The sequence below is a fragment of the Pseudomonas sp. PvP025 genome (assembly GCF_017832155.1).
Classification (GTDB): Bacteria; Pseudomonadota; Gammaproteobacteria; order Pseudomonadales; family Pseudomonadaceae; genus Aquipseudomonas.
In genome coordinates this window covers 3,550,558-3,570,126 of sequence record NZ_JAFIBJ010000001.1, presented here as the reverse complement: position 1 = coordinate 3,570,126, position 19,569 = coordinate 3,550,558, and the positions used below count along the sequence as shown (strand labels likewise).

Below are 19,569 nucleotides of genomic sequence, written 5' to 3'. Positions count from 1 at the left end.
ACACTGGCGCCCATCCCAAGCCTGTTGCAGACCTCAATGACCACCCTGAAATACCTCCAGGCCTACCCAGCGGCCCTCCAGGAACACGTTCGCCAATTGATCGCCAGGGACCAATTGAGCGCCTACCTCGAGCAACGCTACCCCGAGCGCCACGCCGTGCAGAGCGACAAGGCGCTGTATGCGTACGCCCTGGCCTTGAAGCAGGAGCACCTGCGCAATGCGCCGGCCATCGACAAGGTGCTGTTCGACAACCGCCTGGATCTCACGCACCGCGCTCTGGGCCTGCACACCACGATTTCCCGGGTGCAGGGAGGCAACCTCAAATCCAAGAAAGAGATTCGCATCGCCGCGCTGTTCAAGGAAGCGGCGCCGGAATTTCTGCGCATGATCGTGGTGCACGAGCTGGCGCACTTCAAGGAATCGGACCACAACAAAGCGTTTTACAAACTCTGCGAGTACATGATGCCGGGCTACCATCAGGTGGAATTCGACCTGCGGGTGTACCTCACCTGGCGCGATTTGCAGGGCAAGACTTAAGCACAAGGCGAACGACCATGGACGTGAGCAAGACCAAGAGCAGTTTCTACCGCCGCTTGTATGTGGCCTACCTGATCGACAGCGGGCAGGCCAGCAGCGTGCCGGCGTTGACCGAACTGACGGGCATGCCGCGCCGCACCGCCCAGGACACGATTGCGGCGTTGGCGGATCTGGATATTGTGTGTGAGTTCGAGCAGGAAGACGGCGCCCGCAACCATGCGGGGTGCTATCGGGTGCGCAGTTGGGGGGCGATAGACCGTCAGTGGATCGAGGCAAATCTGGCGTCGATCAAGCGGGTGTTGGGGTATCCCTGAAGCTGGCGGTGGTTGGGCTGACGCCATCGGGAGCAAGCCCCCTCCCACATGTTGACGTGTGAACACCTTTAAATATGGGAGGGGGCTTGCTCCCGATAGCGCCCTCAGGCACGCCGCATACCCCTATGTGGAATCCCATCCTCCAGATACTGCTCCCCCTCTGCCACAAACCCATACCGCCCGTAATACCCCTGCAGATGCGCCTGGGCCGATAGATAAATCGGCGTATCCGGCCAGATAGGCTCAATCTGCCTGAGTGTTTCCTCCATCATCTGGTGTCCCAACCCCGTACCGCGCGCCGAGGGCGCCACGATCACCCGGCCGATGACCACATCGCCGCCTTGCAGTGCTGGGTCAAGCAGGCGCAGGTAAGCCACCAGTTCATCGCCTTCCCAGGCCATCAGATGATGGGTGTCACCGTCCAGGTCCTGCCCGTCGATGTCCTGATAAACGCACTGCTGCTCAACGACGAACACCTCGCAACGCAGCCGCAGGATGGCGTACAGCTGCTCCTTGCCCAGGTCGGTGTGATGCTTGCAGAGCCAATCCACTGTCATGATAGATGTCCGATAAGTGCCTGGCGCCGATAGTAAGCGGGACGAGCGTTCGTGTCTAAATCAGCTATTTTTGTGAATGGCCTCAATTTGCCATCATTGTCTGGGTGCGCCGCCGGTCAGTTTGTGTAATCTGAGCTACTGTTACAGCCTCAGGATTGCCCTGCGCCAGGGCCAAAGCCTGCCTGCCAAGGATTTTGAGCATGCCGCGATTCTCTCGTGCCGTTGCTTTATTTGGAGTGTTGTTGCTGGCCCAGCCCCTGTACGCGCAGCGCTTGCGCCTGACTGCAGATGCGTGGCCGCCGTTTACCGATGCCACGCTGGTCAATGGCGGCCTGGCCACCGATATCGTCACGACTGCTCTGGCCCGCGCCGGCTACGCCAGTGACTTCGAGCAGGTGCCCTGGGCCCGTGCACTCAAGGGCGTGGGCGATGGGCGTTATGACGTGCTGATCAACGCCTGGTATGACGAGGCGCGCACGCAGTTGGGGCAGTTTTCCGCCGAGTACCTGCTCAATCGCGTGCGATTCATCAAGCGCCGCGAAGACCCGATCGAGTTCGAGAACCTGGCGCAACTGCACGAGGCACCCATCGCGGTAGTGCGCGGCTATGCGTATTCGACGGCGTTCGATGCCGACACGCAGTTGCAGAAAATTCCGGTGCACAACTTCGCCATGGCCGTGCGCATGTTGGCGGCCGAGCGGGTGCGGCTGACGGTGGAGGATGAATACGTGGCGCGCTTTTACCTGGCGCGTGAATCCGCGCGGGTGCGCAATGCAGTGGAGTTTCTGCCCAAGCCATTGAGTGAAAACAGTCTGCATATCCTGGTGAGCCTGAAGAACCCCGAGCATGCGCAGATTGTGGCCGGGTTTGATCGCGAGATTGCCAGGATGAAGGCAGATGGCAGTTATGCGCGGTTGATGAAACAGCACGGGATGTAATGTTCTTGAGGATCAATCGGGAGCAAGCCCTCTCCCACAGCTGAAAGGTATTCACACATCAAACTGTGGGAGGGGGCTTGCTCCCGATAGCGATTCAAGCCGCGCGGGTATCCTTGATCAAATGCGCCGCCAACGTGCGCAACGGCCCCAACTGCCGGCAAATCAACGCCAACTGCGTCTGCACCAGTCGCTGCCCTTCATCGATTTCATCCGGCATCTGCTCAAGCTGCGCCGCCAGGGCTTCCTCTGCATCGCTTTGAATCGCAATCGGTTGTTTGTTGGCCAGGCCGCTGGCGATTTCATCGATGCTCGCCGCGAGGCTGTCGCCCGCACCGTCGATCAACTGCTCGCGCATCTGCGGCGGCAGTTGCGTGTCGCGGTGTGCGCCCAACCCCGACAAATAGCTGAGCAAGGTGTGCGACAGCACCAGAAAGCGGAAGCCCACGTCGGCTTCCTTACGAAAGTGCCCCGGCTCCATCAGCATGTTGGCCAGGGTGGTGGACAGCGCCGCGTCGGCGTTGTGCGCGTTGCGTCGGGCCAGGCGGTAGGCCAGGTCGTCGCGCTTGCCGGCGGCGTATTGCTGCATGATCTGGCGCAGGTAGATGCTGTTGCAGGTCAGGGTGTTGGCCAGCACTTTGTTCAGGCGCCGCCCCTGCCAGTCCGGCAGGAACAGGAACACCGCCAGGCCCGCGATCAGGCTGCCCAGCAAGGTATCGAACAGCCTTGGCAGAAACAGCCCGTAGCCATCGCCCACCTGGTTGAAACAAAACAGCACCATCAGCGTGATGGCCGCCGTGGCCAGGGTGTAGCGGGTGGTGCGGTTGATAAAGAACACCAGGCCGGCGGCGATGGCGAACATCGACTGCACCAGAGGGCTGGGGAACAGGTCGAACAGCGCCCAGGCCACTGTGAGGCCGATGGCCGTGCCGATGATCCGCTGGCCGAGCTTGCGCCGCGTCGCGCCGTAGTTGGGTTGGCAAACGAACAGCGTGGTGAGGATGATCCAGTAACCCTGGGACGCGTGAATGGCATGCAGGGTGGCGTAGCCGATGGTCAGCGCCAGGGACAGGCGCAACGCATGCCGAAACAGCAGCGATGTTGGCGTGAGCTGGGTGCGCAGGCGTGTCCACATTTCCCTGAGGTTGCGCGGCGCGCGGTCCAGCAGGTTGCTGTCGGTGGCGTCGGCCAGGGCGTCAGGGTTGCTGGCGTCGCCGAGCAGGCGGTCGAGGGTCGACAGGTTGGCCGCCAGGGCCCGCAGCGAACGCAGCAGGCCGCGCCAGGCCGGATTGCTCTGCAGGCGCAGGTGTTCCAGCGAGGCGTTCAGGTCGCCGAGGGCCTCGGCGAAACTGTCGTCATAGATGAACGGCTGGCGCAGTTGGATCGACTCGCCGAGCGCCTGGCAGGCCTTGCCCTGCTGACGCAACAGGCGCTGGCAGCGGAACAGCACGTCACTGTGGAAGAACGCCTCGGCCAGCGCGTTATACGGGTAGTGGGACGAACTGGCGCGTTCGTGGATGTCCTGGGCGAGAAAGTACAGCTTGAGATAACGACTGACCTTCGAGCCCGGTCGACCATTGCCCACGCGGTGCAGGATGATTTCCTTCGCGGCGTTCAACGCGGCAACCACCCGGCCATTCTGCTGCGCCAGTTCCAGGCGGCGAGCTTCCACATCCAACTGACGGATCGGTTCGAACAGCGACGACTTGAGTTTGAGATAGCGGCCCAACTCACGAAACAATCGCGCCAGGCTCTGCTGCACCGGCTGATTGGAAAACAGCGCCTGCCATAACACCGACAGCACGCCGTACCAGGCCGCGCCGGCCACCAGCAGCGCCGGCTCGTGCCAGAAGTCGGTGACCGCGCCGCCGCGCTGGTCCACGCCGATCATGGTGTACACCGACAGAATCAACGTGGCCGAAGCAATCGCGCCATAGCGTTCGCCCAGCGCGCCGAGCATGGTCAGGCAAAACGTCGCCAGGGCGAGCGAGAGGGCGAAAAACCAGGGGTAGGGGAACAGCAACTCCACCGACAGCGCGGCGATGCTGAAACACACCAGTGTCACCGCCAGGGCGTTGAGGCGGCCCTGCCAACTGTCGTCGGTCTCGGCCAGCGCGCTGGCGATGATCCCCAGGAACAACGGGATCAACAGCGCCATTTCATTCTGATACCAGCACAGCGCCATGCTGCCGGTGAGGGCGATGAACACCCGAATGCTGTAGCTGAATTTATCCAGCGCCCACAGGCGCCGCAGGGAGTGCTTGAACGAGGTCGATGACATGAAGTCGGGCGTCTTCCGGAGCGATGTCGCTAAATTGAGCCAGTAATGACGCCACGGCAAGGGCGGTGATCACATCAGAGGGCAAAATATCTCTCAGGCACACCACCAACCAAATGTGGGAGGGAGCAAGCCCCCTCCCACATGTGATCGAGTACATCCTTCAGGCGTACTGCGCCGCCGCATAACCCGACGCCCAGGCCCACTGGAAGTTGAACCCGCCCAGATGCCCGGTCACGTCCAGCACTTCGCCAATAAAGTACAGGCCCGGGCTTTTCAGGGATTCCATGGTCTTGGACGAGACTTCTCGCGTATCCACCCCGCCCAGCGTCACCTCGGCGGTGCGATAGCCTTCGGTCCCCGCCGGCACCAATTGCCAGTTGCCCAACTTGTTGGCGATGTCGGCAATTTCGGCATGGGTGTACTGCTTCATCGGCTTGGACGCAAACCAGGTGTCCGCCAGCAGGTTGGCCATCTTCTTGGTGAAGATTTCGCCCAGCAGGGTTTTCAGCTCGCTGTTGGGGCGCTCGGCCTGTTGCGCTTGCAGCCAGGTGTGGGTGTCGTGGTCGGGCAGCAGGTTGATCTCCACCGTGTCGCCGGATTCCCAGTACGAGGAAATCTGTAAAATCGCCGGCCCACTCAGGCCACGGTGAGTGAACAGGATGTTCTCGCGAAAGCTCTGGCCGTTGCAGCTGACCAGGCAATCCACTGAGGTACCGGACAGCTCGCCGCACAGGTCCTTGAGCTGGTCGGTGATGGTGAACGGCACCAACCCGGCGCGGGTTGGCAGCAGTTCGTGGCCGAACTGTCTGGCCACCTGATAGCCAAAGCCGGTGGCGCCCAGGGTCGGGATCGACAGGCCGCCAGTGGCGATCACCAGTGACTCGCAGTGCAGCTCGCCCAGGGTGGTCTGCAACCGATAGCCGTTGTCGACCCTGGCGATGGTTTCGATAGAGGTATCCAGGTGCAGGCTCACACCGGTCTGGATGCATTCGTCGAGCAGCATGCCGAGGATGTCGCTGGACTTGTTGTCGCAGAACAGCTGGCCGAGTTTTTTCTCGTGGTACGGCACACCGTGTTTAGCCACCAGCGCGATGAAATCCCACTGCGTGTAGCGCGCCAGGGCGGACTTGCAGAAGTGCGCGTTGTGCGAGAGGAAGTTGGCCGGCTCGGTGTACATATTGGTGAAGTTGCAGCGGCCACCGCCGGACATCAGGATCTTTTTGCCGGCCTTGTTCGCGTGGTCCAGCAACATGACCTGCCTCCCGCGCCCGGCGGCGGTCAGTGCGCACATCAAGCCTGCGGCGCCGGCGCCAATGATCACAACTTCGGTCGAGCGCACAGCCATGTCCTCACAAAAATATTGATCTGAAATGCAATCAACACTGTGGGAGGGGGCTTGCTCCCGATTGCAGTGTGTCAGTCAGAGCATCTGCAACTGATACACCGCTATCGGGAGCAAGCCCCCTCCCACAGGGGGTCTCCACCTGGATGGGGAGGGTCTTACAGGATACGCACGCGCAGCGAGCGGCCCTTGATCTTGCCGTCGTTCAAGCGCTGCAGCGCCTGTTTGGCGATGCCGCGTTCCACGGCCACGAAGGCCTGGAAATCAAAGATCGCGATCTTGCCGACCTGGGCACCCGGGATACCCGCGTCACCGGTCAACGCGCCAAGGATGTCGCCTGGACGCACTTTGTCCTTGCGCCCTGCGGCGATGCACAGGGTGCTCATCTGCGGCAGCAACGGACCCCCGCTTTGCGGCTTGAGGTTGTCCAGTTGGTCCCAGTTCAGCGGCGACTTCTGCAGTTGCTCGATGGCCTGGGCACGGTGCGCTTCGGACGGCGCCACCAGGCTGATGGCGATGCCGGTCTCACCGGCGCGGCCGGTACGGCCCACGCGGTGGATATGGATTTCCGAGTCGCGGGCCAGTTCGACGTTGATCACCATGTCCAGCGCGTCGATGTCAAGGCCGCGCGCGGCCACGTCGGTGGCGACCAGCACCGAGGTGCTGCGGTTGGCGAACATCGCCAGCACCTGGTCACGGTCGCGCTGTTCCAGGTCGCCGTGCAGGCCGACCGCGGAAATGCCCTTGGCGGTCAGGTGATCCACGGTTTCCTGCACTTGCTGCTTGGTAAAGCAGAACGCCACGCACGACGCCGGGCGGAAATGCGCCAGCACCCGGGTCACGGCGTCCATGCGTTCTTCCGGCGAGATCTCGTAGAAACGCTGCTCGATCTGGTCATCGGAGTGGAACGCTTCGGCTTTCACCTGTTGCGGCGCGCGCATGAACTTGGACGCCAGTTGCTTGATGCTCACCGGGTAGGTGGCCGAGAACAGCAGGGTCTGGCGGCGTGGCGGGGTCTTGCTGATGATGTCTTCGATGGCGTCGTAGAAGCCCATGTCGAGCATGCGGTCGGCTTCGTCGAGGATCAGCGTGTTCAGGCCGTCCAGCACCAGCGAACCCTTGCGCAGGTGTTGCTGGATGCGCCCCGGGGTGCCGACGATGACGTGGGCGCCGTGCTCGAGGGAGGCGATCTGCGGGCCGAGGGACACGCCGCCGCACAGGGTCAGCACCTTGATGTTGTCTTCGGCGCGGGCCAGGCGACGAATTTCCTTGGCGACCTGGTCGGCCAGCTCACGGGTGGGGCACATCACCAGCGCCTGGCAACCGAAGTAGCGTGGGTTGATCGGGTTCAGCAGACCGATGCCGAAGGCGGCGGTCTTGCCGCTGCCGGTCTTGGCCTGGGCAATCAGGTCCAGTCCCTTGAGGATCACCGGCAAGCTTTGCGCCTGGATCTGCGTCATCTCGACGTAACCCAGCGAGTCGAGGTTAGCCAGCATGGCGGCGGACAGGGGCAAAGTATTAAAAGCGGTGGCGATGGTAGTCACGGGACTGGCTCTGCAAAACAAAATGTCGCGCAGTGTAGCAGCCCTGTGAAATTTTCCCCGCAAGTTCTAGACGAGACGCCCGTCAGTGCTCGAGATCGTGTTCGCGGTTGATCGCCCGTTTGCCGTCGCTTGGCGACAACTGCAGGAAGATCGCCGCCGCCAGCATCGCCATGATGCCCACCGTGAGGAAGGTCAGCTGGAATGCGCCAAGTACCGTGTTCACGCCATCGTTGCCGGCGTCGGCGGTGAACCCGCCGAGCAACGCACCGGCGCAGGCCACGCCCAGGCTCAGGGACAATTGCGCGACCACCGACAGCAAACTGTTGCCGCTGCTGGCCTGGGCGTCATCGAGGTCGATCAGGGTGACGGTATTCATCGCGGTAAATTGAAACGAGTTGATCGCCCCCAGCACCGCCAGCATGGCCAGCAGCAGCGGGTAGGGCGTCTGCTCGCTGACCAGGCCCATGCTCGCCAGCATCAGGCCCAGCGCCAGGGTGTTGCCGGTGAGCACCGCGCGATAACCCAGGCGCTCAATCAGCGGCCGTGCGATGGACTTGGCGAACATCGCTGCCGCCGCCAGGGGCAGCATGCTCATGCCGGCCTGGGACGGTGAATAACCCAGCGCCACCTGCAACAGCAGCGGCACCAGAAAGGGCAGGGCGCCGCTGCCCAGGCGCGCGAACAGGTTGCCCAGGATGCCCACGGCAAAGGTGCGGGTCTTGAACAGCACCGGCGAAAACAGCGGATTCTCGATATGCCCGGCGCGCAGCCAGTACGCCGCCAGGCACGCCAGCCCGCCGAACAGCAGGAGCATCACGCGCAGGTGCGGCAGGTGCAGTTCGCCCAGGCCTTCCATGGCGATGGTGATCAGCACCATCGCCGCGCCAAACAGCACAAAGCCCATACCGTCAAAGCGCGTGCGCTCGCTGCCGCGCAGGTCGGGGATGAATTTCCACACGGCGAAGCAGCCGATGATGCCCACCGGCAGGTTGATCAGAAAGATCCAGTGCCAAGTCATGTATTGCACCATCCAGCCGCCCATGGTCGGGCCGAGCAGTGGACCGAGCAGGCCGGGAATCGTGATGAACCCCATGATCCGCACCAGCTCGGAGCGCGGGTAGGCGCGCAGCACCACCAGCCGACCGACCGGCAGCATCAGCGCGCCGCCCAGGCCCTGCACGACCCGCGCGCCCACCAGCATGCTCAGGCTGCTGGACAGTGCGCACAGCAGCGAGCCGATGCTGAACAGCATGATTGCGCCGAAGAAGATTTTCTTGGTGCCGAAGCGGTCGGCGATCCAGCCCGACGCGGGGATCAGCAAGGCGACGGTGAGCATATAGGCGATCACCACCCCTTGCATGCGCAGCGGGTTTTCCGCGAGGTCCTGGGCCATGGCCGGCAGGGCCGTGTTGAGAATCGTCCCGTCCAGCGACTGCATGAAGAAGGCAATCGCCACCACCCAGGGCAGCCAGCGAGCGGTCTTGGCATCGAGAGGAGCGCGGGTCGGCATGGCAGTCCTTTGGTTAGCTGGCTATGTATCGCCGATTATGCGCCATCCGCCGCGCGTTTTCCCATTGGCGGTTCGTCTAATTCCGACAGCGTCGCGTGTTTGCCGACCAAAAAGTCCAACAGCGCCCGGTGCACTGCCGCTGCCGCCTCGCGCGATTCCAGATCGAGCAGGTGGCCGGTGTGTTCGGCCACGGCAAAGCTGCTGCGTCCCACGTATTGCTTGAACAAACGGGCGTCGGCGGCCGGCGTGTAGGCGTCCAGCGCGCCGTTGAGAAAATGCACCGGCGTGTCGATCTGGCGCAGCGCCGGCAGGTAGTTGCCATCGCCCAGTGCCAGCACCTGGTGGATGTGAAAACGCGCCTGGCGGTACTCGGTGGTCGCCATGTTCGACAGGTGGCGGTGGTTGTTGCGCTTGAGGCGCGGCGACAGGTACTGGCCGACCGTCTCGTTGAGCAGATGGCCGACGGCGGATTTGTCATCGGCCTCGATCAGCACGCGCACGCGTTCCACGTAGTCGAGCATCACGGGGTTGAGGTTGGGTGCCAGGGCCATCACCACCGAGCTTTCGATGGACGGCGGGTTATGGGCCAGGGTCAGCAGCGTGGAGATACCGCCCCAGGACGCCGACACCAGATGGTTGACCGCAAAGCGCTCCACCAGCGCACGCAGGATGTGCACCTCGTCGTCCTTGGTCACCAGGTCGAGGTCGGTGTTGTGTTCGCGCGAGTAACCGGAGAACGGCAGGTCGAACAGCAGCACGTTGAAATGTTCGGCCAGGCACTTGCTGGTGCGCGCAAAGGAACGCGTGGTGGACAGCGCGCCATTGACCATCAGCACGGTTTTCTGCTGCGGGTCGTTGCCCAGTTGCTCTACGTGAATGTTGTAATGCTTGAACAGCTTCTCTATGACGAAACTTCCATGATTCATCGTCGCACTTCCTGTGAGGTGGCGGTCTGCCACTAACCGTTATAGCGAGCTTTTCAGCAGGCGACAACAGGCTGCACGGGGAGTCATGCAAGTTCGGAAGGAGATGTCAGAAGCAACGCAGGCCACTGTGGGAGAGGGCTTGCTGCCGATGGCGGTGTGTCAGTCACCGCATGCATGACTGATACGCCGCCACCGGCAGCAAGCCCCGTCCCCCAAGGATTAGAGGGTCAGGGTGAGGCGTTTGACCAGCGCACCCGGGAGTAGATTGGAAGCGGTGTTGCGCTGGCCGTAGGTGCTCGGCGACAACAGCAATTCCCGCTCTGCCGTGAGCGCTTCCAGCTGCGAGCCGAGCAGGCTGTAGACGCTGTCATCAAAGCGCATGGTGCTGACCGGCGCCTTGATTTCGCCGTTCTCCACCCAGAACGTGGCGAAGCGCGTCATACCGGTGAGGCGCGCCGCCGGCAGGTCGGAGTAGTTCAGGTACCACAGGTTGCTGATGTACAGCCCGGTGCCCAGTTGCTTGAGGATATCGGCCTGGGCGAGCGTGCCCGCCGCCATCTGCAGGGCGCTGGGGGATTCATCACTGCTGGCGCCGTTGGCGGGCAGGCCGTATTCGGCGGCGCTGCGCGAATTCACCAACTGGTCGCAGGCAGCACCGGCCTTGATCAACGTGACATCACCGCGCGGGTAACCCTCGGTGGAAAACGCCTGGCTCAGCGAGCCACTGATCTGCTCGGTGACGGTCACCAATGGGCTCAACGGCTGTTCACCGGCATAGAGCTTTTGCAGCGAGCTGCCTTTGCTGGCGATGGCCTGGGCCGAAAAACCGCCCCAGGTGATGATGCTGATGATTTCTTCCAGTGCCGCCGGTGCCAGGTAGGCGCGGTATTGCCCGGGCGGCAGCGGGTGCAGCGGGCGATCGAGGAACGCCAACTGCGCGCGCGCCTGCTGCAGGCGCGCGGCGAATTCGGCGCTGTCCCACGTGTGCCCGGCGTAGCTGGCTTTTACCGCTTCGCCGTTGGCGTGGAACAGGCTGAAGTCGAAGTTGAAACTATTGGCCTGATGCCAGCCGAACGCGCCGTTCGAACTGGCAAAGCCACGGCTGATCGGGCCTGCGGCGTAGAAACCGACCAGGTCAACGTCGGCTGCGGCCTGGCTGATCTCCTCCAGCACGCGGGCCAGGTCCGGCAGCGGTCTCACGTGTTCATTGTGGCTTTGCCAAGGCTCCTGATTGAGCAGCAGATAAGGATCCTGTGGCAGCAACGGCAAGGTCTCGCGCAACTGTTGCAGGCCATCGGCGAGGCGCTGGCGATCCAGTGCCGGCGAGCCGGCCAGAGTGATGCCGAGGTCGGCATGCCGGCCATCGCTGATCAGCTTGAGGTTCACGCTGGCCTGCTGCACATGCCCGGCCTGGCGTACCTTGGCGTGGTTGAATCGCACGAATTCGGACGACTCGGCCGCGTAGCCCAGGTGAAATTGTTCGTTGTCGGTGACGGCTTGCTGGAGCCACTGCACCAATGCCTTGAAATCGTTCATCAGGCATCTCCCCCAAATACATCCACGTTGCTGAACACACAGGCCGGCGACGCATGGCCGACGCGGATCACCTGGTTGGGCTCGCCCTTGCCGCAGTTGGGCGTGCCCAATACCTGGAACGTGCTGGCGTCGCCCACCGCGCTGAGGTTGCGCCAGAACTGCGCGGAAATGGCCCGGTAGTTGGGGTTTTTCACCACGCCCTTGAGTTCGCCGTTTTCAATCAACTGGCCCCATTCGCAGCCGAACTGGAATTTGTTGCGCGCATCGTCGATGGACCAGGAGCGGTTGGTCGACATCAGAATGCCGTGCTCGATGGCGCCAATCATCTGCGCCAGGCTCTGGTCGCCGGCCTCGATGTTCAGGTTGGCCATGCGGTCGATGGGCGGGCGGTTCCAACCGCTGGCGCGGCTGTTGGCCACGCCTGGCAGGCCCGAGCGAAATTGCGACAAAGCGCCACCCAAAGGCTTGAGCAGCAGCCCTTCGCGGATCAGGAATTGTTTGCTGGCGCGGGTGCCGTCATCGTCATGGTGATAGCTGGCCAGCTGCTCGGGGATGTCCGGGTCGAAGGTCACGTTGAGCAGCGGCGAGCCGTATTGCAGGTGACCGAAGTCGCTGGCCTTGACGAAACTGGTGCCGGCGTAATTGCGCTCATCCCCCAGGATACGGTCGAGTTCCAGCGGGTGACCGATGGATTCGTGGATCTGCAGGATCATCTGGTCGGGCATCAACAGCAGGTCGCGCGGGCCCTGGGGGGTGTTCGGCGCGAGCAGCAGTTGCAGCGCCTGATCGGCGACGCGTGGCGCAGCGCCGATCAGGCCGAAGCGGCTGATCACATCGAAGCCGCCCTGCTGGCCGAAGTTGCTGCCGCCCAGGGTACGGGTCTGGCTGTCGTGGCCATCAAAGGCGGTGACGTTGACGCCGGGGAACACAAAGCGCTGGGCCTGGCGCAGTTCGGCGCCGGCACTGTTGAGGTAGATCTGCTCGACGTGGGTGAGGCCCAGGCTCACATCCCAGCTCACCAGGCGCTCGTCCCTGGGCACGGCGGCGGATTCATCGCCCAGCAATTGGTAGCAGTCGCTGAGGGACGGGAAGGCCTGCTCGAGATTGGGCGACAGGTAATCGGCCACGTCGCTGGACACCGGTTGCTGGTGCAGGTCGAGCAGGGCATGGGGCTTGATCTGGCGGGCTTGCTGTTCGGCGCGCTTGAGGGCGGCTTGCAGGCCGGCGAGGGAGATGTCGTTGGTCGCGGCGTAGGCCTGCACGCCGTTGAGACGCACGGTGAGCATGGCGCCTTCGTCGTGGCTGAGGTGCGGCGGTTCGGCGACGTTCTTGCGGACCGAGAGGTACTGGCCGGATTCGCGTACATAGCGCAGCGAGAAGAAGTCGGCGGTGGTGCGCAGGGCGTTGAAGTGCTGTTTGAGTGTGGCGTGGTGGTCGAACATGGGGCCTTCCTTGTGGGCGGCTCAGCGCGGGCAGGCGAACAGAGTAGGCCTGGGCTGGGGAGCTGATCAAGGAAAGGCAGTGCTTTGTGGCAGGTGCACCGTTGTGGCAAGCCCTAATGCCGTTCAGTTAAGGAAAATGTGTGGGCTTATTGTGGCGAGCGGGCTTGCCCCGCGTTGGGGTGCGAAGCGCCCCCCATCGAGCAAAACGCGGTGTACCTGATACGGCTCAGCGTCTGGTTTTGGGGCTGCTGCGCAGCCCAACGCAGGACAAGCCTGCTCGCCACAGGGAATCTGCGCTTAACTGAACGACATTAGGGCAACCCCGCTCGCCACAAGGTGTATCAGTTACTGCGCAATCTCACGCAGCGGTTTGCCGCGCACCGGCGCATCGCCCGCCACGTAGTAGTCGGCAGTGCTGCGTGGCAACGGCTGGCGGTTGCGGATCCTGTCGGCGATTTTCTCGGCGATCATGATCGTTGGCGCGTTCAGGTTGCCGGTGGTGATGATCGGCATGATCGACGCATCCACCACACGCAGGCCCTGCATGCCATGCACGCGGCCTTCGCCATCGACCACGGCCATCTCGTCGGTGCCCATCTTGCACGAGCATGAAGGGTGGTAGGCCGTTTCGGCGTGCTCGCGGATGAACGTGTCGAGCTGTTCATCGGTTTGCACCTCGATGCCCGGGCTGATTTCGCGGCCACGGTAAGGGTCCAGCGCCGGCTGCTGCATGATTTCGCGGGTCAGGCGGATGCCGTCGCGGAATTCTTCCCAGTCCTGCTCCGAGGCCATGTAGTTGAAGAGGATGCTCGGGTAGTCCCGTGGATTCTTCGACTTTACCTGCACACGGCCACGGCTTGGCGAACGCATGGAGCCCATGTGCGCCTGGAAACCGTGCTCCTGCACACCCTTGCTGCCGTTGTAATTGATCGCCACCGGCAGGAAGTGATACTGGATGTTCGGCCATTCGAATTCCGGACGCGAACGGATGAAACCGCCGGCTTCGAACTGGTTGCTGGCGCCGATGCCGGTGCCATTGAACAGCCACTCGGCACCGATGGCCGGCTGGTTGTACCAGAGCAGCGACGGGTACAGCGACACCGGTTGGGTGCATGCGTATTGCAGGTACAGCTCAAGGTGGTCCTGCAGGTTTTCGCCGACACCGGGCAGGTCGTGGACCACCGGGATGTCGAGGCTCTCCAGCAGTTTGGCCGGGCCGACGCCGGAGCGTTGCAGCAGTTGCGGAGAAGCGATTGCGCCGCTGCAGACCAATACTTCTTTACGTGCACGGGCTTCAACGCGTTCTTCGGCGGCACCGATCAGGTAACGCACGCCCACTGCACGTTTGCCTTCGAACAGCACCTTGTCGGTGAGGGCGTGGGTGACGATGGTCAGGGTCGAACGCTTTTTGGCGGTGTCCAGGTAACCGCGCGCAGTGCTGGCACGACGGCCGTTGGGCGTGACGGTGCGGTCCATCGGGCCGAAGCCTTCCTGCTGGTAGCCGTTCAGGTCTTCGGTACGCGGGTAACCGGCCTGCACGCCGGCTTCCACCATGGCGCTGAACAGCGGGTTATTGCCGGCCTTGGGCGTGGTCACACTGACCGGGCCGTCGCCGCCGTGCCAGTCATTCGGGCCGATGTCGCGGGTTTCGGCCTTGCGGAAGTACGGCAGGCAGTCGAGGTAAGTCCAGTCTTCCAGGCCCGGCAATTTGGCCCAGTTGTCGTAGTCCATCGCGTTGCCACGGATGTAGCACATGCCGTTGATCAGCGAGGAACCGCCCAGACCCTTGCCGCGACCGCATTCCATCCGGCGCCCGTTCATGTGTGGCTCGGGATCGGTCTCGTAGGCCCAGTTGTAGCGGCGGCCTTGCAGTGGGAACGCCAGGGCGGCGGGCATCTGGGTGCGGAAATCCAGACGATAGTCGGGGCCGCCGGCTTCCAGCAGCAGAACGGTGACGCCTTCGTCTTCGGTCAGACGGGTCGCCAGGGTGTTACCGGCCGAGCCGGCACCCACAATGATGTAGTCGTATTCTTGGGACATTGGATGCACCCTCGTAAAATTGGGTTCGGCTGCTTTTGTGGCGAGGGGGCTTGCCCCCGTTCGACTGCGCAGCAGTCGCAAAATCAGCGCTGGAGTTCTATCTGAAAAGACTGTGCCGGGCTGGAATGGGGCTGCTTCGCAGCCCAGCGCGGGGCAAGCCCGCTCGCCATAGGGGGGCATTGCCCCCGGTTTTAGAACACCGAGGCGTAGTCGCCCAGCTCAACCTGTACCGATTTGATGCGGGTGAAGTTGTTCAGCGAGCTGATCCCGTTCTCGCGGCCCACACCCGATTGCTTGTAGCCGCCCACCGGCATTTTCGCGTCGGACTCGCCCCAGGCGTTGATCCAGCAGATGCCCGCTTCGAGCTGATGAATCACGCGGTGGGCGCGGTTCAGGTCCTTGGTCACAAGGCCAGCAGCCAGGCCGAAGTCGGTGTCGTTGGCGCGGCGGATCACTTCTTCTTCAGTCTCGTAGGTGAGCAGGCTCATTACCGGGCCGAAGATTTCTTCACGCACGATCACCATGTCGTCGGTGCAATCGCTGAACACAGTCGGGGCCACGTAGGCGCCTTTGGCCAGGTCGCCTTCGGTCATGCGCTCGCCGCCGCACAGCAGGCGTGCGCCCTGCTCTTTGCCCTTGGCGATGTAGCCCAGCACGCTTTCCATGTGGGCGAAGCTGACCAGCGGGCCGAAGTTGGTGTTTTCGTCCTGCGGGTCGCCGACGCGAATGCGCGCCACACGCTCAAGGATCTTGGCTTCGAACGCCGATTGCAGCTGCTTGGGCACGAACACGCGGGTGCCGTTGGTGCACACCTGGCCGGAGCTGTAGAAGTTGGCCATCATTGCGATGTCGGCGGCGCGGTCCAGGTCGGCGTCTTCGAACACGATCAGCGGCGACTTGCCGCCCAGTTCCATGGTCACTTCCTTGAGCGATGAGCTGGAAGCGCTGGCCATCACCTTCTTGCCGGTGTCGGTGCCGCCGGTGAACGAGACTTTCTCGATGCGCGGGTGCTCGGTGAGCCAGGTGCCGACTTCGCGGCCGCTGCCGGTTAGTACGTTGAACACGCCTGCCGGTACGCCGGCTTCGGTGTAGATCTCGGCCAGTTTCAGGGTGGTCAGCGAGGTGACTTCGCTGGGCTTGAAGATCATCGCGTTGCCGGCGGCCAGGGCCGGTGCGGATTTCCACAGGGCGATCTGGATCGGGTAGTTCCACGCGCCGATACCGGCCACCACGCCCAGCGGTTCGCGGCGGGTGTAGACGAACGAGGTGTCGCGCAGCGGAATCTGCTCGCCTTCGATAGCCGGCACCAGGCCTGCGTAGTATTCCAGCACGTCGGCGCCGGTGACGACGTCGACGAATTGGGTTTCGGAAAAGGCTTTACCGGTGTCCAGGGTTTCCAGGGCGGCCAGCTCGTCGTTGCGCTCGCGCAGGATATCGACGGCGCGACGCAGGATGCGCGAACGCTCCATGGCGGTCATCGCGGCCCAGATTTTCTGGCCTTTTTCGGCGCTGACCACGGCACGCTCGACGTCATCGAAGGTGGCGCGTTGCACGTGGGCGAGAACTTCACCGTTAGCCGGGTTGATGGCTTCAAAGGTGGCATCGCTGCCAGCGTCGCTGTAGCCGCCGTCAATGTAGAGTTTTTGCGTTTCGAAACGGGCCATAAAGTCCTCGCATGTGCATTAATGGGTTGGCGCGTTTGGGGAGTTGAGCGCGTGTTGGTGCGCTAGCTCGCCTGCTTGGCCAATTGGAAGTCCATGTATTCGTCAGCGATCCGCTGCGCCTGCGCCGTGTCGAAAGCGTCTCCCGAGAGGGCGCCGCGCAACCACAAACCGTCGATCAGGGCCGCCAGGCCGCGGGCTGCGCTGCGTGCTTCGGGCAGCGGCAGCACACGGCGGAACTGACAGCACAGGTTGGAATACAGGCGGTGATCGTTGATCCGCTGCAACCTGTGCAATGACGGGTGGTGCATGCTGGCGGCCCAGAAGGCCAGCCAGGTTTTCATTGCCGGGCCACTGACCTGGCTGGCGTCGAAGTTGCCGCCGATGATCACCTGCAGGTGTGCACGGGGGCTGTCGTCTTCTAACGCCTGTCGGCGCTCCTGGACGCGCTCGATCAGCACGTTCATCAGGTAACGCATGGTTGCCGCGATCAGGCCGTTCTTGTCCTGAAAGTAGTGGCTGATGATGCCGTTCGACACCCCGGCCAGACGCGCGATCAGCGCAATGCTGGCGTCTGCCATGCCGACCTGGTCGATGGCCGTCAATGTGGCCTCGATCAACTGCTGGCGGCGTATGGGTTGCATACCGACCTTGGGCATGTTTCACCTCTTCCTTAGGCCGCTGATGGGCCAAATGCGGCCATCGGCTTGAGGGGCAGTCTATTTTGTTTTGATTGAACGTTCAATCAATAAAAAATCACAGGCTGGAATCGGCACAAAAAAAGTGGGAGGGGGCTTGCTCCCGATGGCAGGCTGCCAGCCACACCCTCTGTGGCTGATACACCGCTATCGGGAGCAAGCCCCCTCCCACAGGTTGTTGTGCAGTGTCTGTCAGCCCAGGTTTTTGCCCAGCAGGGCGTGGTACAGCTCACTGTCTCCGAGGATGCCTACCACCTTGTGGTTGTCATGCAACACCAGCTTGTTGCCGGTCTGGTAGCGAATCTGCAACGCATCGCGCATGCCGATATTGGAATCCACCAGCGTCGGTACCCGCTCCAGGCTTTCCACGGCCTGGCCCGGCGCCCAGTTCTGCAGATTCATGACCACGCCGTTCTGCCGCGCGCCCTGGATGGTATTGCCTTCGGCCAGGTCCAGCCACGAGTCGCCGCCCGGGTCCAGGCACACAGAGCCGTTGACGCGCGTGCAGTTGTCCAGCGTGCGCATCAGGCTGCGGCCGCACAGCACGTTCAGCGGGTTGGTGTGCGCGACGAAGGTGCGCACGTAGTCATCGGCCGGGTTCAGCACGATCTCTTCGGGCACGCTGTACTGGATGATCTTGCCGTCCTTCATGATCGCGATGCGGCTGCCCAGTTTGAGCGCCTCATCCAGGTCGTGGCTGACGAACACGATGGTCTTGTTCAGCTTGCGCTGCAGTTCCAGCAGTTCATCCTGCAGGCCCTGGCGGATCAGCGGGTCGAGGGCGGAGAAAGGTTCGTCCATCAGCAGGATGTCGGCGTCCATCGCCAGCGCACGGGCCAGGCCCACACGTTGCTGCATGCCGCCCGACAGCTCGTCCGGCTTCTTGTTGCGCCATTGCGTCAGGCCCACCAGCTCGAGTTTTTCATCCACCAGCTTGCGGCGCTCTTTCTCCGGGCGACCCTGCATTTCCAGACCAAAGCTGATGTTTTCGCGCACCGTCAGCCAGGGCATCAGGGCGAACTTCTGGAACACCATGGCAATGCGCTGGGTGCGCATCATCTTAAGCTCCGCGGGTGTGCACGAGGCGATATCGATCTGGCGGCCTTCATGCTCGACGAACAACTGGCCACGGCTCACGGTGTTGAGGCCGTTGATGCAGCGCAGCAGGCTCGACTTGCCGGAGCCCGACAGGCCCATCAGCACGCAGATTTCGCCTTTCTGGATATCCAGGCTGGCGTTTTCCACGCCGACGATCTGCCCGGTTTTTTTCAGAATCTCGTTACGGCTCATGCCCTGGTCCAGCAGCTTGAGCGCTTCGCGTGGGTCCTTGGAGAAGATCACGTCGACCTTGTCGAATCGGATAATGCTCATGCATCACCCCCTGCTTTGGCTTCGGGTTGTTTGCAGATGCGGTCGAGCATGATGGCCAGCAACACGATCGCCAGGCCCGCTTCAAAGCCCAGGGCGATATCGGCGGTGTTCAGCGCGTTGACCACCGGTTTGCCGAGGCCGTCGGCGCCCACCAGCGCGGCGATCACCACCATCGACAACGACAGCATGATGCATTGGGTAATACCGGCGGCAATGCTCGGCATGGCGTGGGGCAGTTCAATGCGCGAGAGCAACTGACGGCGCGAGCAGCCGAAGGCCTTGCCGGCGTCCATCAACTCTTGCGGTACATCGCGGATGCCCAGGTAGGTCAGCCGGATGGGCGCGGCAATCGCGAACACCACCGTGGAGATCAGGCCAGGCACCACACCCAGCCCGAAGAGGGTCAGGGTAGGGATGAGGTAGACGAAGGTCGGTACGGTCTGCATCAGATCGAGTACCGGCCGCATCATGGTGTAGAACATCGGCTTGTGCGCGGCAACAATGCCCAGCGGCACGCCGATGACCACGCAGACCAGGGTGGCGAACAGCACCTGCGCGAGGGTTTCCATGGTTTCCTGCCAGTACCCCAGGTTGAGGATCAGCAGGAAGGAGACGATGACGAAGACAGTCAGTCCCCATTTGCGTTGAATGAAGTGAGCCAGCAGCGCAATCAGACCGATCAATGCCAGTGGATTGAACCAGGTCAGCGCGAACGTCACGCCGTGGATCATCGTTTCCAGTGTCGATGCGATTGCGTCGAAGTAGTTGGCACCGTGTTCGGTCAACCATTCGACGAAGGCAGCGATGTACTGGCCTAGTGGGATTTTCTGTTCAGTCAGCATGGTAGTGAATGTCCACATGCGAAGGGGAAAACA

General features: G+C 62.6%; 16 protein-coding genes. 3 read left to right on the top strand and 13 right to left on the bottom strand.

Features of this window, described 5'->3' with window-relative positions:
* Nucleotides 1–36 precede the first annotated feature (36 nt).
* Nucleotides 37–537, top strand: coding sequence for a M48 family metallopeptidase (locus JOE32_RS15350; protein ID WP_209985783.1), 501 nt, complete (start codon nt 37–39; stop codon nt 535–537).
* A gap of 17 nt (nt 538–554) precedes the next feature.
* Nucleotides 555–851, top strand: coding sequence for a winged helix-turn-helix domain-containing protein (locus tag JOE32_RS15345; protein WP_209985779.1), 297 nt, complete (start codon nt 555–557; stop codon nt 849–851).
* 104 nt (nt 852–955) lie between these two features.
* Here JOE32_RS15345 and JOE32_RS15340 read toward each other — a convergent pair whose 3' ends face one another.
* On the bottom strand, nt 956–1,408 hold the full coding sequence (locus JOE32_RS15340; RefSeq protein ID WP_209985776.1) for a GNAT family N-acetyltransferase: 453 nt from the start codon (nt 1,406–1,408) through the stop codon (nt 956–958).
* Between the two features lie 200 nt (nt 1,409–1,608).
* Between JOE32_RS15340 and JOE32_RS15335 the strand changes: the two genes are divergently transcribed.
* A complete protein-coding gene (locus JOE32_RS15335) occupies nt 1,609–2,346 on the top strand; it encodes a transporter substrate-binding domain-containing protein (RefSeq protein WP_209985772.1) in 738 nt (245 codons plus the stop codon).
* A 94-nt stretch (nt 2,347–2,440) separates the two neighbouring features.
* Here JOE32_RS15335 and yccS read toward each other — a convergent pair whose 3' ends face one another.
* The 12 genes from yccS to choW form a co-directional block, all read right to left on the bottom strand.
* Nucleotides 2,441–4,624: a YccS family putative transporter gene (yccS, locus tag JOE32_RS15330; protein WP_209985769.1), complete on the bottom strand. Its 2,184-nt coding sequence runs from the start codon at nt 4,622–4,624 to the stop codon at nt 2,441–2,443.
* A gap of 160 nt (nt 4,625–4,784) precedes the next feature.
* On the bottom strand, nt 4,785–5,963 hold the full coding sequence (locus JOE32_RS15325) for an NAD(P)/FAD-dependent oxidoreductase (protein WP_209990538.1): 1,179 nt from the start codon (nt 5,961–5,963) through the stop codon (nt 4,785–4,787).
* Between the two features lie 161 nt (nt 5,964–6,124).
* Entirely contained in the window at nt 6,125–7,462 is a 1,338-nt protein-coding gene (gene dbpA, locus JOE32_RS15320; protein WP_231423516.1) for an ATP-dependent RNA helicase DbpA, read from the bottom strand.
* Nucleotides 7,463–7,592: 130 nt separating this feature from the next.
* Nucleotides 7,593–9,020, bottom strand: coding sequence for a multidrug transporter subunit MdtD (mdtD, locus tag JOE32_RS15315; RefSeq protein ID WP_209985764.1), 1,428 nt, complete (start codon nt 9,018–9,020; stop codon nt 7,593–7,595).
* A gap of 35 nt (nt 9,021–9,055) precedes the next feature.
* Nucleotides 9,056–9,946, bottom strand: a complete 891-nt coding sequence (locus JOE32_RS15310; protein WP_209985762.1) for an alpha/beta hydrolase — start codon at nt 9,944–9,946, stop codon at nt 9,056–9,058.
* A 219-nt stretch (nt 9,947–10,165) separates the two neighbouring features.
* Nucleotides 10,166–11,482, bottom strand: a complete 1,317-nt coding sequence (locus JOE32_RS15305; protein ID WP_209985758.1) for a TldD/PmbA family protein — start codon at nt 11,480–11,482, stop codon at nt 10,166–10,168.
* Entirely contained in the window at nt 11,482–12,924 is a 1,443-nt protein-coding gene (locus tag JOE32_RS15300; RefSeq protein ID WP_209985755.1) for a TldD/PmbA family protein, read from the bottom strand. Before JOE32_RS15300 ends, JOE32_RS15305 begins: the two co-directional genes overlap by 1 nt.
* 345 nt (nt 12,925–13,269) lie before the next feature.
* Nucleotides 13,270–14,964, bottom strand: a complete 1,695-nt coding sequence (betA, locus tag JOE32_RS15295) for a choline dehydrogenase (RefSeq protein ID WP_209985752.1) — start codon at nt 14,962–14,964, stop codon at nt 13,270–13,272.
* 191 nt (nt 14,965–15,155) lie between these two features.
* Nucleotides 15,156–16,628 (bottom strand): betaine-aldehyde dehydrogenase, encoded by a 1,473-nt coding sequence (gene betB, locus JOE32_RS15290; RefSeq protein WP_209985748.1) that lies wholly within the window; start codon nt 16,626–16,628, stop codon nt 15,156–15,158.
* 62 nt (nt 16,629–16,690) lie between these two features.
* A complete protein-coding gene (gene betI / locus JOE32_RS15285) occupies nt 16,691–17,284 on the bottom strand; it encodes a transcriptional regulator BetI (RefSeq protein ID WP_209985746.1) in 594 nt (197 codons plus the stop codon).
* Between the two features lie 231 nt (nt 17,285–17,515).
* Complete coding sequence (choV, locus tag JOE32_RS15280; protein ID WP_209985743.1) at nt 17,516–18,694, bottom strand: choline ABC transporter ATP-binding protein; 1,179 nt, start codon at nt 18,692–18,694, stop codon at nt 17,516–17,518.
* Nucleotides 18,691–19,536: a choline ABC transporter permease subunit gene (gene choW, locus JOE32_RS15275; protein ID WP_015373144.1), complete on the bottom strand. Its 846-nt coding sequence runs from the start codon at nt 19,534–19,536 to the stop codon at nt 18,691–18,693. The genes choV and choW overlap by 4 nt, the downstream gene beginning before the upstream one ends.
* Nucleotides 19,537–19,569: the final 33 nt, after the last annotated feature.

Excerpts from the sequence above, each read along its gene's own strand:
- choW (WP_015373144.1), bottom strand. The coding sequence starts at position 19,536 with ATGCTGACTGAACAGAAAATCCCACTAGGCCAGTACATCGCTGCCTTC.
- JOE32_RS15335 (WP_209985772.1), top strand. The coding sequence starts at position 1,609 with ATGCCGCGATTCTCTCGTGCCGTTGCTTTATTTGGAGTGTTGTTGCTG.
- JOE32_RS15310 (WP_209985762.1), bottom strand. The coding sequence starts at position 9,946 with ATGAATCATGGAAGTTTCGTCATAGAGAAGCTGTTCAAGCATTACAAC.
- dbpA (WP_231423516.1), bottom strand. The coding sequence starts at position 7,462 with ATGCTGGCTAACCTCGACTCGCTGGGTTACGTCGAGATGACGCAGATC.
- JOE32_RS15340 (WP_209985776.1), bottom strand. The coding sequence starts at position 1,408 with ATGACAGTGGATTGGCTCTGCAAGCATCACACCGACCTGGGCAAGGAG.
- betA (WP_209985752.1), bottom strand. The coding sequence starts at position 14,964 with ATGTCCCAAGAATACGACTACATCATTGTGGGTGCCGGCTCGGCCGGT.
- JOE32_RS15305 (WP_209985758.1), bottom strand. The coding sequence starts at position 11,482 with ATGAACGATTTCAAGGCATTGGTGCAGTGGCTCCAGCAAGCCGTCACC.
- choV (WP_209985743.1), bottom strand. The coding sequence starts at position 18,694 with ATGAGCATTATCCGATTCGACAAGGTCGACGTGATCTTCTCCAAGGAC.
- betI (WP_209985746.1), bottom strand. The coding sequence starts at position 17,284 with ATGCCCAAGGTCGGTATGCAACCCATACGCCGCCAGCAGTTGATCGAG.
- JOE32_RS15350 (WP_209985783.1), top strand. The coding sequence starts at position 37 with ATGACCACCCTGAAATACCTCCAGGCCTACCCAGCGGCCCTCCAGGAA.
- JOE32_RS15345 (WP_209985779.1), top strand. The coding sequence starts at position 555 with ATGGACGTGAGCAAGACCAAGAGCAGTTTCTACCGCCGCTTGTATGTG.
- betB (WP_209985748.1), bottom strand. The coding sequence starts at position 16,628 with ATGGCCCGTTTCGAAACGCAAAAACTCTACATTGACGGCGGCTACAGC.
- JOE32_RS15300 (WP_209985755.1), bottom strand. The coding sequence starts at position 12,924 with ATGTTCGACCACCACGCCACACTCAAACAGCACTTCAACGCCCTGCGC.
- yccS (WP_209985769.1), bottom strand. The coding sequence starts at position 4,624 with ATGTCATCGACCTCGTTCAAGCACTCCCTGCGGCGCCTGTGGGCGCTG.
- mdtD (WP_209985764.1), bottom strand. The coding sequence starts at position 9,020 with ATGCCGACCCGCGCTCCTCTCGATGCCAAGACCGCTCGCTGGCTGCCC.